Genomic DNA, 13180 nt, shown 5'->3' with positions numbered 1-13180 from the left:
CTGTCACCGACGGTCACCACAACGACGAGAAGGAGCACCATCCATGGCTGTGTACGAGCTTCCCGACCTCCCCTACGACTACGACGCCCTCGAGCCGCACATCTCCGCCGAGATCATGCAGCTGCACCACGACAAGCACCACGCCACCTACGTCGCCGGCGCCAACACCGCCCTCGACGCCCTGGAAAAGGCCCGCGAAGAAGGCACCAACCCCGACCAGATCCGCGCGCTGTCCAAAAACCTCGCGTTCAACCTGGGCGGTCACACCAACCACTCCATCTTCTGGAAGAACCTCTCACCCAACGGCGGCGGCGAGCCCACCGGCGAACTCGCCGAAGCCATCACCCGCGACTTCGGCTCCTTCGACAAGTTCAAAGACCAGTTCTCCTCAGCAGCCCTGGGCCTGTACGGCTCCGGCTGGGCCGTACTGGGCTACGACCACATCGCCGGACGCCTCGTCGTCGAGCAGCTCACCGACCAGCAGGGCAACATCTCGGTCAACCTGACCCCGCTGCTGATGCTCGACATGTGGGAGCACGCCTTCTACCTGCAGTACAAGAACGTCAAGGCCGACTACGTCAAGGCCGTGTGGAACGTCTTCAACTGGGACGACGTCGCCGAGCGCTACGCCGCCGCCAAGAACTGATACATGACCTACGTCATCGCCCAGCCCTGCGTGGATGTCCTCGACCGGGCGTGCGTCGAAGAGTGCCCAGTCGACTGCATCTACGAGGGCAACCGCATGCTGTACATCCACCCCGACGAATGCATCGACTGCGGTGCCTGCGAACCCGTCTGCCCGGTCGAAGCCATCTTCTACGAAGACGATCTTCCGGACGAGTGGGAAGACTACATCGACTACAACGTCGCGTTCTTCGACGAACTGGGGTCTCCCGGTGGAGCTGACAGCATCGGCCCCACCGGAACCGATCACCCGACGATCGCCGCCCTAACCCCGCAGAACCAGGAGTAGAAGCGGTCGTCAGTCGGTGACCGCCGTCTGCTGATAGAGGGCAAGCCGCGGCGTGCCCTCTATCCGTCGGTACACACTGGACATCAGAGCAGTGAATGGCTCAGCGAGATCCGATCGTGTCGCGGTGGCACGGTAGGTCAGCGCCGCTGCATCGTCACTGAGATGGATGAACTGCGCGTCCTCAATCCTGTAGGTGTCCCACGACGGCGCGCCATCGAGCGAGTCGACGACCTGCTCACGAGACATCGTCGTCCCGTTGACCAGAACGAAAACAGCGTCGTCCGTCAGTATGCGTCCGTAGAAGGTTCCACCACGAGACTCGCAGAGCGACTGCCAACCCGCGTGCTCGGCCTCCAGGAGTTCTTTTGCCGTGAAATTGTTCATCGTCCCACACTAACCCAGCTCGATGAACAGTTCGGCGACCATGACCACGCCGAACAGGACGAGAAAGCCACCGGCGATGCGCGTCAGCCATGGCACGATGCTCCCGAGCCGGCGAAGCGCCCGCGCAGACCCGAACAGGACGGCGACCAGTAGGTCCCACACCAGGACCAACCCCACCATCCACGCGCCGTAAACCGTCAGCGCCATCGCTCCGGCACCTGAGACAGCCGTCGCCAGGCTGACGTAGAACAAGGCATTCTTTGGATTCAGCAACCCTGAGGCCAGTCCGAGACCAACGTTCCTCACCCACGGCGAGTTGTGCGTCCCGTCTGTTCCGTCACACGCCGCCGCTCGCTCCGGTACCGCCAGATCATCCCGCTTCTCCCCTGTCATCGACCGGAGGAACGCGACACCGATATAGATGAGGAACAGCCCACCAGCCAGCTGAACCACACCCAACACCGCCGGATCCTGAATCATCGCGAGTCCGGAAAAGGCAGCCGCGATGATGACCCCGTTGGCAACGGCGATCCCCAGGCACGCAGCGCTGGCACGCCGCCATCCCTCTGCAACGCTGAGCCGGACGATAAGGAAGAAGTCCACCCCGGGGATCAACAGGGCGAGGAAATGTGCGAGAGCAACGGCGGCAAACTGGTCCATGACCATGAGTCTCGGGTGCCACCAATCGCGGCGTCTTGTACGTTCGTGCGCTCGACCTCGTACTCACCCCCAATAGGCGCCGGGTGTGGCGGCAACATGGGCCTGGAAAACCCGGTGGAAATGACTCTGGTCGGTGAATCCCAACCTGCTCGCCGTATCGGCGATGGCCGCACCGGAGCGCAGCATTCGTCGGGCCTCCAGGATCCGGGCGTTCTGTCTCCACGCCACCGGACTCAACCCGGTCACCTGCTTCACTGCCCGGATGAGCTGGTAACGGCTCAACCCGACCAGCTCTGCAAGATCGTCCACAGCTGGCGTCGTGTCGTCATACCGGAGGCGGTGCAGGACGGGCTGCAGTCTCTCCGCCAACGCCTGATGTCCGTCGGTCGGAGCAGGCATTGTTGGCACAGTCACCGACTCCTCGCGCTCTGCGTTCCCGAACATGACAGCGAGCTGGCGGCACTCGCGCTCCAACTCTGCGGCAGGACGATCCGCGGCGATCGCGTCGTTGACGTTGGTGAGCTGACCGTAGACAGCGGGAGAACGTAGGACGCGGACTCCTGTCGAGCCACTGATAGCCAGGGTCAGGTCGTCCGCCCACACAGCATCCAGGTGGGTCATCTGGTACTGCCACCGTCCTGCATCCGGGTTGCAGGAGTGGACGTGCCCGGGCGGAATAACGACGACATCGCCCGGGGCCAACGATACCGGTCCTGTCAACGCACCGGTAAGGACAGATGTCCCTTCATCGATGAGTCCGAGGGACAGGACATCGTGCGTGTGGGGACGGTAGCAGGTGTTCTCACGACAGGACCGCCGCAGCTCCAGTGACGGTATCGCCGTACTGCGGTGGAACTCCGGTGCCGTTGTCCTCGTGGTTGCCATCGCTGACGAGACTACCTCTCAGGTGCTGAGCACTTTCGTGCTGCGGAAACCTCTGGCAGTCAGGGTCACCACCGCAACACTGGCCAGCAACGTAACCAGCAGCACCAGGACAAGTGCCGGCAGGACCCAGGTGGGCAGCAGAAGGACCGTCGGTACAGCGATCATCGCCGGCAACACGGCGAGCAGGCGGATCGGTCCGCCGTTCATCCCCGCCTTGGTCTCAAGGCTACCGGGATAGAGCAAGGCCCCGAAGAGTGTGGCCGTGGCAGACCAGACTGCCATAGAAAATGGAACGACAATCAGCGCCACCCCGAAGGCCAGAGACAACGTCACTGACATATCGAGTGCCAGGAGGGTCACCGTCGCGGCGATCCCGAAGGTCGCTGTTGCGACAATCCACGATGCGGCCGTGAGCAGTAGACCGGCGCCCAGATAGGAGCGGAAGAGCGCCCGGCGCGGGACGGGGCCCGCGAGAAGGACCTCGATACCCCCACCACTGATGTCGTCGGCGGTGACTCCCGGCAACGTCAATGTCGCGACAACGGCAACCAGCATTCCCAGAATCGCCGGGGCCATACTCAACAGGTAGGTCGTCACCGGTAGGAGGTCGCCCCCGGTGTCGCGGACGCTCACCAGTCCAGTGCCCTCTGCCGGGATGAGGTCGTCGAGTCCGGCGGTGTTCATCCCACCGGGTCCGGCGAAGATGAGAACGGCCAGCAGTCCTCCTATGACTGCGGCCAACCAGACGGCTGTGCTGCGTTGTTGTTGCCAGGCCCGGCGTGCGAATGCGGTGCTCCGTGCGGTTGTTCCGGTCATGGTGTCGCCTCCAGTACGTCGAGAATCATCTGCTCCGTCACCTCTGTGCCGTCCCGGTCTGTGCTGATGCTGACGAGCTGTGTCCCGCTGATCACGAGGAAACGGTCAGCGAGCTCGAGGGCCTCGGGAACACTGTGGGTGGAGTACAGAACGGTCCGCTCCTCACCCCATCCGCGCAGCAGCTCACGTGTACGGGCGGCGTAGACAGGATCAAGCCCCGTCAGCGGCTCATCGAGAACAACGAATTGCGGGTCCGTCATGGCCAGTCGGGCGAGGTCGGCACGTTGTCGCTGCCCGCGACTGAGCTGCGTCACCTTCTTTTCGAGCAGGTCGGCAAGGTCGAAGCGGTCGACCAGTTCCTCGGTGCTGAGAAGTGTGGTGTCCGGATAGGTGGCGGTGACTGACTCCCAGAAACGGAGGTTCTCCTGCACGGTCAACGCCGAGGCCAGTGCGGACTCGTGGCCCAGGTAGCCGATACGGGCGCGGACGGGTGAGCCATCTCTGATCTCGGATCCGAGCACCGTACACTGCCCGCCCAGGGCAGGGATGATTCCGCACAACGTGCGCATTAACGTGGTTTTCCCCGAACCGTTCCGGCCGAGGAGAGCGGTGACGCCCGGTCGCAGCGAGAACTCCACCGGACCCAGGACCTCGTTGTCGCCGTAGCCGACGGTCAGGTCCGTGGCCTGGGCACTGTCCTTGACCGTTGTCATGACTCCTCCTGCCCTGTGATGTCGCGCGGCATCAGGATGGTGGTGAGCCGCCGTGGACGGCGGTCGGCCCGCCGCGTGTTCTTCCGGAGTTGCAGGAGCGCATCGGTGAGAATCTCGAGGAAGTTGTCGAGTTCCTCATCGCTTGCCCAGAAGTCCGCCTGAGCGAAGTTGACGCGGTCTTCGACGAGTTCCGGCGAGCCCCCGTGTAAGTAGGCATCCATGTCACGGATCGTTCCGGAGGTAAAGACGGTGAACACCGTGAGCAGGTCGTCCGGGGTGAGGGCCTTCAGCTCCTCCGCAGTGGGGTTAGCCAGGGTGGGAGCGATGCGGTAGATCTTCTCGCTGGTGCCACGCACCGGACGTTCATCGGCGATCTCCACGACGCCGGCCTCCACGAGAGTGGCAACGTGGCGGTACAGGGTGGCGATGGGAATATCAGGGAGGAGTTCACGGATCTGGTGTGTGGTGAACTCCTCACCGTCGCGGAGGACCTGGACGATACGAAGCCGGACGGGGTGTAGGAGGACTGATGGTGTGGCCATGTCCAAACACTATCATTATTGATAATGATAGTGAACCCGGAAGTCAGGCCGCAGCCGACGACACCCCGAGCTTCGGACTGTCAGCCAGCTTCAGCCAGACGACGCCGCCGATGATCACGGCCAACCAGAAACCTTTGACCAGCGTCAGGGTCTCGTCAAAGAACACGGGTCCGAGTACCGCCGCGCCGACGGCACCGAGCCCGGCCCAGACCGCGTAGCCGATGCCGACGTCGATCTGTTTCAAAGCAACGCTGAGAAAGAACAGGGTGAACAGGAAGAACACGATGGCAACCGCTGACCAGAGGAGGTTGGTGAACCCCTCGCTGCCGTTGACGCTCAGCGCGTAGCCCATCTCGAAGAGGCTCGCGACGAGCAGCGCCGCCCAGGGCCCCGCCTTGCCGTCCCCGGGTGTCGGTGGAGTGGTCGTCGATGGTGTGGTGGTTGATGTGTTGGTGGTCATGGAAGAGGTCCTTTCAAGGTGATGTGGAGGTCGGGTGGTGTCAGGCGGCGAGGTTGAGGCCAATGACGCCAGCAATGACGACACCGATGCCAACGAGCTTCCGCCAGGTCAACGCCTGGGACAGGAAGAGCGCCCCGACGATCACGATTCCGACTCCGGCCAGCGACGTCCACAGGGCGTAGCCGACCCCGACGTCGAAGGTGAGCAGAGCCAGACTGAGGAAGAAGGTGGCGATCGCGCCGGAGACCAGGGTGGACACCGTCCACCAGAGATGTTTGAAGCCGTTGGCGTTGCCGGCCGAGATGCCGACGGCGACCTCGAAGAGGATGGCGATAGCCAGATAGAGCCAGTTCATGATGACGTTCCTTCGTTGTTGATGGTCAGGTAGTGCGTAAATGGTTCACTGTCTTGGGGGACGGACAGGGGATGCAGCAGGCGGGCCCGGAGGTCGTCGGTGATCCCGAAGTGCCGGTAGCTTGCCCGGTAGTCGAAGCCGTAGTGGGCCACGCGATCGCGGTCGACGGCGACATAGACAGCGGCCACGCCGTGGTCCACGGCGAAGCGGAAACACAGGCCGCAGGGCTCACCGGTGGCGAACAGGCGCACCCCTTGCAGGCTGCCTGCCCCACGTTGCGCGAGGACGTCGCGCATCGCGACGATCTCCGCATGGGCCGTGGGGTCACCGGTTTCACGGACTTCGTTAGTCCCAAAACAGGACGAACGTCCTGAACTGTCCGCGACGACTCCGACAAACGGGAGGCCACCATGCTCAACGTGGGCGATCGCATGCTCGACGGCCGATACCATCAGCGCCGTGTCACCGGAGTTGTCCCGGGTCATACGCCACTCCCCTGCTCCGCCTGATCGACAGCTTTCCTCAACCTGGCGGCACCGGGCACGCCGCGAAGCAGGACGCCGTCGACGGCGATCGCCGGGACAGCCTGCACCCCGACGGTTTTCACCGCATAGTCCAGGTTCTCGCGATGCCGCGTTCGTCGGTCGTCGCTGTGCAGGGCGGCGACCACCTCTTCCCTGTCGAGCCCCACCGAGGTGGCGATGTCGATGATGGTGTCCTCGACACCGATATCCCTGTCCTCGCGGAAGAACGCGGTGAACATCGCCTCGGTGTAGTTCTCGGCCCTCCCCTGTTCCTGGGCGAGCTGCAGGACGAGAAATGCCTTCTCGGTGCGCGGCTGCGGCGAAACCGTCGGCAGGGTGACCGGTATCCCGACGCGCTCAGACATCGGATACACCGACGCCTCCCAGACGCGTGGCAGGTAGTCGTCCTCGGGCCGGAGCGTGGGCACCGGGTGCGGACGCAGTTCGAACGGGCGGATGGTGACTTCAACGTCGCGGTCGCGTTTCAGTTCGTCGAGCGCGGGCTCGACCAGGAAGCAGAACGGGCAGACGTAATCGAGGTACACGTCAATGCTGGTGGGCATGTGAATCTCCTTTCGTAGACTTTGATGTATGCACATGCATGTTTCTGACTAAAGAAAAACGTCCGCAGACGACTGTCGCGGACGTCAACCTTCAAGGAACGAGCGAACATCCTCCAGTGCCCCGTCAAGCGCACCCGCGCTCAGGTGAGGAAAGTGTGCGGAGACATCCCCCAGCACATCCCGGACCCGCTCTTCGAACGGCTCCCTCACTTCACGCAGCAACCCTTCCCCGCCCTCACCGAGAACGGCATAGACACCGCGACCGTCATCCTCGCACACATCACGGTAGGCGAAACCTTTAGCTTCCAGCCGACTGACCAGCCTGGTAGCGGAACTCTGATTAAGCCCGAGGCGCTGAGCGAGCTCACTGACCCGCAACTCCTTCGCCGAGACATCACGGAGGAACGTCAGTGCCCGGAACTCCGTCAGACCCACCCGATAACGGGCAGCGAGCCACTTATCCAGATCCGCGTCAACCGCGGAAGCAAACGCCGCCACCGTCGACCACGCGACAGTGGCCGCCTCACTGGAGGCACCTGCGTTTTCATCTAGTTGCATGTGCATGCACTTAAACTAGCAACGTCTCGCTCATGCGTCAACCCCCACCACATCGCGGCACACCTCCAGGTGCCCAAGGTGCTGGGCGAGTTCGTGAAGGATGTGCTCGAGAACCCACTCCGGGGTCACCTCGGCGATGTCCCGGCGCGAAGTCCCCGTCGCCTCCCGGTTACGAATCCCCTCGGTGAGAGCGATGCGTGCCCAGTCCGGCAACCTGCCGCGGACCTCGTCGACCAGACGCCGCGCGTCCGCCACAGTCCCCGAGGCACGGAACTCGGCGTCCCGGTCGCGGGGAATGTCCTCTCCCCCAATGAACGCACCGCCCCAGTAATGGGCCATCCCGTGCACGTGGGTGACCAGACCGAAGGCGGTATTCACCGTGCCGGGGCGAGGCGAACGGTTCACGGTATCGTCATCGAGAGTGTCCAACGCGGCGTCGTACCCGGCGAGGATCTCCGTCGTCACCGATACGAAGGCGTTGTAGTGGGGGTTGCGGCTGATACCGTCAACCCCCTCCAGAGTGTCCAGGTCGTCGCTGCTCATGTCCTTGAGTCAATCACACAGTCCGTCTCCTGGCCGTGGAGTGCACATCAGAGTCACCGCACAGAACGAGTCCGAGGCTAGATTCGTTCTGTGCGGTGACTCAGATCGTCGGAACGGTCAGGCCTCGACGAGCTTGTCCTTCAGCGCCTGCACGGTGGAGACATCCAGCCCGAGGCCGTCGATGAGGTAGGTGTCCACGTCGCCGTAGATCTCCTTGATCTCATTCAGACCGGACTGCAGGAAGCTTTCCTGCACGCCGAGCAGCACGTTGTAGGTGTCCGCCGCCTCGTCCCCCTCGGACGCCCGGATCTGTTCGGTGGTGGTCTGAATGCGGGCCCTGGAGTAATCGTTCGTTGCCAGGTAGTTGTCGATGACGTCCTGCTCGGTTACTCCGGCCGCGAGTTGTAGGACAGCGCTCGTCCACCCGGCGCGGTCCTTGCCGGCAGTGCAGTGGAAGACGACCGGGCCGTCAGCCGCGGCGACAGCGGTGACGACCTGTGCGAACTGCGCCCTCATTGCCGCGTCGGTGACGAAGCTGCGGTTGAGCTCCCCGAGCATGGTTGCGGCGTCCTCCGGGGACTCAACCGAGAAACCTTCGGTGGGGTTGGCGGCAGTTTCCCCTCCCCCGACGATGTCGATGTGGACGTAGTCCGCCCCGGCGGGGACGCGGTCCGGGTGATCCTCGATCTCGCTGTCGGTCCGCAGATCGATCACCGTCGAGATTCCGAGGTCCTGCAGGGTGGCGAGGTCGTCGTCAGTGATGTCCAGGGCGTTCGACCGGTAGACCGACGCTGGCTTCAGGTGACCGTCACCGGTGCTGTAGGCCCGGTCGATGCCGGCCAGATCGCGGAAGTTGTCGGCCGAGGACAGGCGCGGGGTATCGAGGGCAACGGTCTGCAGGTGCTCGGACACCGACGTGGGGCCGGATACTTTCTCGGCGGCGTCGGCCTGGCAACCGGCGAGCAGCAACGAGGTGGCGAGCAGTCCCGCCGCCGGGAAAAGGACCGTACGGACCACTGGTCGGGTTCTACGTGGACGGTGAACTGGTGACGTCATGTGGGCCTTTGCGGGGAGATCGGGTGGTCACCGACATGTTCCCGTGCTTGAATGACCACAACATGGACGCCAGGTGATCACTTGTCGTCCCAGCCGTGAACGTTTACCCACAGATAGGGAGACCGGACCATGAACGATGATCGTCTCGAACTGCTCGACCTCGACGACACTGACCGCGTCCTCTGCATCGTCGCCCATCCGGACGACATGGAGTACGGCGCGTCTGCCGCAGTGGCGGAGTGGACCGACCGCGGGATACCGGTCACCTATCTTCTGCTGACGTCAGGGGAAGCCGGCATCGATTCGATGAGTCCCGCCGAAACGGGACCGGCCCGCGCCGAGGAACAGCGTCGCGCATGCGCTCAGGTCGGCGTCGACGACCTGCGGATCCTGGACTTCCCGGACGGTGTACTGGAGTACTCTCTGGATCTGAGGAGGGCGGTGGCGTCGGTGATCCGGGAGGTGTGCCCCACCACCGTGGTCACCCTGGGGTGGGACATGGAGATGCCGTGGGGGCTGAACCAGGCGGACCACCGTGTGGCGGGGGTTGTCGCCCTTGATGCGGCGCGGGATGCCGGAAACCGGTGGGTCTTTCCGGACATCACCGCAGAAGACGGACGGGTGCTGGACCGGTGGCAGGCAGAGCAACTCCTGGTGTTCGGGTCAGCATCAGCAACGCATGCGGTCGCAGTGTCCGCCGATGCGGTCGAACGCAGTATTGCCTCCTTGGAGCAGCACAAGGTTTACCTCGCCGCACTGGACGACCATCCGGCTCCCCGTGACCTCATCGGCGGCGTCACGTCGGAAGCCGGCGCCCAAGCAGGCGTGGACCGCGCCGTGGCATTCCACCGGTACGAGTTGTAGGTCCACCGGAACGCCGCTCAGTCCGACCGGTCTCGCTGCGGTCCCGTCCCGATCAGACCGACCATCAGCGATGCGAGAGCAAGGGCTGCCGTGTTCCACAGCAGAGGGACAATTCCGGCGCCTTCGACGATGAGGCCACCGACGAACGCACCGAGGGCGATGGCACCGGTGAAGACCCCGACGTACAGCCCGGTAATGTGCTCGACCCTGTCTGGCGCGGCCGTGGTCATCCACAACTGGGCCCCCACAGAGAGCCCTCCGTAGGCGAGACCCCATACCGCGATTGCCGCACCTGCTGCCATGGCCGCGGTGCCGAACAGTGCGAGGACCAGCAGTGAGACAGTGATTCCTGCTGCCAGCAGAAGCACCGTCAGGCGAGGGCGATGTCCGGCCGCCGCCCCTGCGACGAAGTTCCCGATCAGACCGAACACGCCGTACAGCAGAAGCAGCAGGGCAATGGAGTTCGCGGACATCTCCGGCAGCTCCTCGAGTGCCGGACGCACATAGGTGTACGCGGCGAAGTGAGCGGTGACCAGGAGCACGACGACCATAAGTCCAGTGAGAACTGCCGGACGAAGAAGGGATCGCCGCTGCTCTGCCTCGCTCTCAGAATCCGCAGCGGCCGGGCGTCGAAGGACAGGTAAGCACCACAACAGAGCAGCACCGACGGCGAGTGCCAGCGCAGCGAGGGCGCCGAATGCGGCCCGCCACCCGAACGCGTTGCCCACAAAGGTTCCGAGGGGGACGCCGAGCACGGAGGCTGACGCCACACCGCTGACCGCAAAGGACACGGCGAGGGCGATATTCTGTGGCGCCACCAGTCGTGTCGCCACTGCTGAGGCCATCCCCCAGACTGTTCCCATGCCGACTCCGAGGATCACTCGGGAGACAACGAGCAGCGCGAATCCGCTGGCGACCATCGTCAGGAGATCTCCGACGGCGAGGACGGCCATGGCGGAGGCAAGGACCTTCTTACGGTCGAGGTTACCGAGCAGGCGCGGCACGACCGGCGCCGTCACCGCCGACACCAGGCCGGTGATCGTGAGGCTGGCACCAGTGGCACCGGAGGATATTCCGAGGCCCTCCGCCATGGGGGTAAGCACGCCCACCGGCAACATCTCGGAAGTGACGACGAGGAATGTGGCTACGGTCAGCACGCCGACCGCTACCCACTGCGACGGGTTGGTCGTCTTCTGGGGAGGAGCAGACGAAGACTGGAAAGCAGAATCAGTAGTTCTCATGCCCACCAGTTCAACGTGGCTAGCCGTGGCGAACAACGGCGAGGTTCTCATCCATCGATGAGTCCAGCTCATCGATGAGCCGGTACATTGGGCGGGCATGGGACCCCCTCTCACCACAATGCACCAGGCCCATCTCCAGCAGATCGAGTGCCTGCTCGCGTTGTCCGACGAACTGCATTTCGGCCGGACGGCAGACAAGCTCGGTTACTCACAGTCACGGGTCAGTCAGCTCGTCGCCACCCTGGAGACCAGGATCGGCGCCCGCCTGGTCGACCGGACCAGCCGCAGGGTCGCCATGACACCGATCGGTACCCAGTTCGTCGCAGAGCTACGTCCGGCATACCGGTCACTGCTGCGCACGTTCGACCGCGCCCGGTCACGTGCGATGCGTGGTGCCCTCGAAGAGTTGACCATCGGCTTCACCGGCATGGTGTACGAGCAGATCACCGAAAGTTTTCGCGTACTGGATGAACGGCACCATGTCGCCGTACACACACAGGAACTTCCCCTGGGCTCGCCGTTCACGGCGGTGCGCGACGGCGAGGTTGACGCCGCCATCGTCGAGCTGCCAATTCACGAAGAGGAACTGACCATCGGCTTCATATTTCCTCCTCAAGACCAGTTCCTCGCCCTCCAGGTTGACCATCCCCTCGCCGACCACGGAACCGTGACGATGGAGGATCTGGCTGATCTTGACCTTCTCCATCGCGAGGGGGACGCTCCGGACTACTGGAAGGTGGCGCGAACTCCGGTGACAACGCCGTCCGGCGTACCGATCTGTTCCAGTACCGGAATCTCCTCGATGCAGCAGGCCATGGCCATGGTGGCTTCAGGACGCCACGCACTGTTGGCCTGCCGTCCGGTTACCGAACACTACGCACGGTCCGATGTCCGGTTTCTCCCTGTCGACGGCCTCGAGAGCTCCAGTCAGCTCGGGCTGGTCTGGCGAAAGGACCGGAGCTCCCCTGCGCTGACGTCGTTGGCCGGTCTGCTCCAGCACAGCGTAGCGGGCGAACAGACACGAAAACCGCCCGCTCGACTGAACCGAGGGGCGGAGACCGTAGGAAACTCACGTGACGACGCTATCGACGTCGAGTCACCAATCCGACAATCCACAACAGGATCACCGCACCGATAAGGCAGGTGATGAAGCTGAAGATGATGCCGCCACCGGCAACGTCCACGTTGAACAGTGTCAGCAACCAGCCGCCGAGGAGACCACCGACAACACCGACGACGATATTGAGGATGATCCCCATCTGCGCGTCGGTCTTCATGATCTTCGAGCCGATCCAGCCGGCGAGGCCGCCGACTATGATCCAGCCGAGAAAGCTCAGCGGCGGGGCTGAATCGGCGGCAAGTACTACCGTGTTCGGGTCCATGTCTTCTCCGATCTTCTCTGATCTCTGGGCTACCGGACGGGCGGCTGCGTCATTTTCTCCGGCGGATAGCGACGATCCCGGAGAGTGCGAACGCAACGATCGCCCCTCCGATGGCCGCTGCCACCAGTCCCACAGAGAGCGGGAACGCAAATTCCCACCCGAGGAAGCCCATGTCGACCTGGTCGGTGTTCTGACCGATCAGAATGATCAGCGCAATCGCCACGATGACGACGATCACCGTCGTGACAACCAGGCCGACAGACGATCGTTGCCGCTTCGTGGCATCAGGCGCGGTGTTGCCAGCACTCATGGTGGGACTCCCGCCTACCGTCAGTTGCCGGTGATCTTGTTGATGCCTTCGGAGATCTTGTCCTTGGCATTCTCGGCAGCGTCTTTGACACTGGACTTGGCCTGGTCGACCTTGCCCTCACCCTTGAGCTTGTCATTGTCGGTCACATCGCCGGCGGCCTCCTTGGCCTTTCCGGTGGCGTCTTCGGCAGTGTTCTTGATCTTGTCATCGAGACCCATGGTGAAGTCCTTTCGATAGAGGGATGTGTACTTGAAGCATAGGCTGCATCCGCGAACTTCGCTCACCTTGTTAGCAAATTGGTACCGTAACGTTGTCCTATCGTTATATCCCGACACCAGTAGGCCACCCTCC

The 13180-nt window shown here is 63.4% G+C and carries 21 protein-coding genes; 4 read left to right on the top strand and 17 right to left on the bottom strand.

Going from position 1 to position 13180, the window contains the following annotated elements:
* The first annotated feature begins 43 nt into the window (after positions 1-43).
* Both CGLY_RS06055 and fdxA read left to right on the top strand, forming a co-directional pair.
* Positions 44-646: a superoxide dismutase gene (locus tag CGLY_RS06055; RefSeq protein ID WP_038547370.1), complete on the top strand. Its 603-nt coding sequence runs from the start codon at positions 44-46 to the stop codon at positions 644-646.
* A 3-nt stretch (positions 647-649) separates the two neighbouring features.
* Positions 650-973 carry a ferredoxin gene (fdxA, locus tag CGLY_RS06050; protein WP_038547367.1) on the top strand — a complete coding sequence of 108 codons (324 nt, stop codon included), beginning with the start codon at positions 650-652 and terminating at the stop codon, positions 971-973.
* Between the two features lie 9 nt (positions 974-982).
* On the opposite strand, the gene CGLY_RS06045 is transcribed toward fdxA, so the two are convergent.
* The 13 genes from CGLY_RS06045 to CGLY_RS05985 form a co-directional block, all read right to left on the bottom strand.
* The gene (locus CGLY_RS06045) at positions 983-1357 is read right to left on the bottom strand and encodes a nuclear transport factor 2 family protein (RefSeq protein ID WP_038547364.1); all 375 of its coding nucleotides are present in this window, start codon (positions 1355-1357) and stop codon (positions 983-985) included.
* 9 nt (positions 1358-1366) lie between these two features.
* Positions 1367-2017 (bottom strand): LysE family translocator, encoded by a 651-nt coding sequence (locus tag CGLY_RS06040; protein WP_038551613.1) that lies wholly within the window; start codon positions 2015-2017, stop codon positions 1367-1369.
* 63 nt (positions 2018-2080) lie between these two features.
* Positions 2081-2902 carry an AraC family transcriptional regulator gene (locus CGLY_RS06035; protein ID WP_038547362.1) on the bottom strand — a complete coding sequence of 274 codons (822 nt, stop codon included), beginning with the start codon at positions 2900-2902 and terminating at the stop codon, positions 2081-2083.
* An 18-nt stretch (positions 2903-2920) separates the two neighbouring features.
* Positions 2921-3718, bottom strand: a complete 798-nt coding sequence (locus CGLY_RS06030) for a hypothetical protein (RefSeq protein ID WP_038547359.1) — start codon at positions 3716-3718, stop codon at positions 2921-2923.
* Positions 3715-4431, bottom strand: a complete 717-nt coding sequence (locus tag CGLY_RS06025) for an ABC transporter ATP-binding protein (RefSeq protein ID WP_052539758.1) — start codon at positions 4429-4431, stop codon at positions 3715-3717. Before CGLY_RS06025 ends, CGLY_RS06030 begins: the two co-directional genes overlap by 4 nt.
* Positions 4428-4973: a helix-turn-helix domain-containing protein gene (locus CGLY_RS06020; protein WP_038547356.1), complete on the bottom strand. Its 546-nt coding sequence runs from the start codon at positions 4971-4973 to the stop codon at positions 4428-4430. The genes CGLY_RS06025 and CGLY_RS06020 overlap by 4 nt, the downstream gene beginning before the upstream one ends.
* Before the next feature lie 43 nt (positions 4974-5016).
* Entirely contained in the window at positions 5017-5433 is a 417-nt protein-coding gene (locus CGLY_RS06015; protein WP_038547353.1) for a DMT family transporter, read from the bottom strand.
* A gap of 40 nt (positions 5434-5473) precedes the next feature.
* Positions 5474-5788 (bottom strand): DMT family transporter, encoded by a 315-nt coding sequence (locus tag CGLY_RS06010; protein ID WP_038547350.1) that lies wholly within the window; start codon positions 5786-5788, stop codon positions 5474-5476.
* Positions 5785-6273: a tRNA-specific adenosine deaminase gene (locus tag CGLY_RS06005; protein WP_038547347.1), complete on the bottom strand. Its 489-nt coding sequence runs from the start codon at positions 6271-6273 to the stop codon at positions 5785-5787. Before CGLY_RS06005 ends, CGLY_RS06010 begins: the two co-directional genes overlap by 4 nt.
* Positions 6270-6875, bottom strand: a complete 606-nt coding sequence (locus tag CGLY_RS06000) for a DsbA family oxidoreductase (protein WP_174411415.1) — start codon at positions 6873-6875, stop codon at positions 6270-6272. The genes CGLY_RS06005 and CGLY_RS06000 overlap by 4 nt, the downstream gene beginning before the upstream one ends.
* A gap of 84 nt (positions 6876-6959) precedes the next feature.
* Positions 6960-7433, bottom strand: a complete 474-nt coding sequence (locus CGLY_RS05995) for a MarR family winged helix-turn-helix transcriptional regulator (protein ID WP_227590406.1) — start codon at positions 7431-7433, stop codon at positions 6960-6962.
* Positions 7434-7463: 30 nt separating this feature from the next.
* A complete protein-coding gene (locus CGLY_RS05990) occupies positions 7464-7976 on the bottom strand; it encodes a DinB family protein (protein ID WP_081803803.1) in 513 nt (170 codons plus the stop codon).
* Between the two features lie 117 nt (positions 7977-8093).
* Positions 8094-8993, bottom strand: a complete 900-nt coding sequence (locus CGLY_RS05985) for a tyrosine-protein phosphatase (protein WP_052539755.1) — start codon at positions 8991-8993, stop codon at positions 8094-8096.
* Between the two features lie 168 nt (positions 8994-9161).
* Between CGLY_RS05985 and CGLY_RS05980 the strand changes: the two genes are divergently transcribed.
* Positions 9162-9896 carry a PIG-L deacetylase family protein gene (locus CGLY_RS05980; protein ID WP_038547338.1) on the top strand — a complete coding sequence of 245 codons (735 nt, stop codon included), beginning with the start codon at positions 9162-9164 and terminating at the stop codon, positions 9894-9896.
* Between the two features lie 17 nt (positions 9897-9913).
* Here the strand turns inward: CGLY_RS05980 and CGLY_RS05975 are convergent, their stop codons facing one another.
* Positions 9914-11137, bottom strand: a complete 1224-nt coding sequence (locus CGLY_RS05975) for an MFS transporter (RefSeq protein ID WP_038547335.1) — start codon at positions 11135-11137, stop codon at positions 9914-9916.
* 97 nt (positions 11138-11234) lie between these two features.
* Here CGLY_RS05975 and CGLY_RS05970 point away from each other — a divergent pair, with 97 nt between their 5' ends.
* The gene (locus CGLY_RS05970; protein WP_081803802.1) at positions 11235-12275 is read left to right on the top strand and encodes a LysR family transcriptional regulator; all 1041 of its coding nucleotides are present in this window, start codon (positions 11235-11237) and stop codon (positions 12273-12275) included.
* Here the strand turns inward: CGLY_RS05970 and CGLY_RS05965 are convergent.
* From CGLY_RS05965 to CGLY_RS05955, 3 genes are read right to left on the bottom strand one after another with little or no spacing between them, the layout of a single operon-like run.
* Positions 12220-12519 (bottom strand): GlsB/YeaQ/YmgE family stress response membrane protein, encoded by a 300-nt coding sequence (locus tag CGLY_RS05965; protein ID WP_052539753.1) that lies wholly within the window; start codon positions 12517-12519, stop codon positions 12220-12222. The genes CGLY_RS05970 and CGLY_RS05965 overlap by 56 nt on opposite strands.
* A 49-nt stretch (positions 12520-12568) precedes the next feature.
* On the bottom strand, positions 12569-12829 hold the full coding sequence (locus CGLY_RS05960) for a lipopolysaccharide assembly protein LapA domain-containing protein (protein ID WP_052539751.1): 261 nt from the start codon (positions 12827-12829) through the stop codon (positions 12569-12571).
* A gap of 20 nt (positions 12830-12849) precedes the next feature.
* Positions 12850-13047, bottom strand: a complete 198-nt coding sequence (locus CGLY_RS05955) for a CsbD family protein (protein ID WP_038547332.1) — start codon at positions 13045-13047, stop codon at positions 12850-12852.
* Between the last annotated feature and the right edge of the window lie 133 nt (positions 13048-13180).

It is taken from the genome of Corynebacterium glyciniphilum AJ 3170 (assembly GCF_000626675.1).
Classification (GTDB): Bacteria; Actinomycetota; Actinomycetes; order Mycobacteriales; family Mycobacteriaceae; genus Corynebacterium; species Corynebacterium glyciniphilum.
The sequence above is the reverse complement of the archived record's forward strand: the minus strand, read 5'-3'. Positions and strand labels throughout refer to the sequence as shown.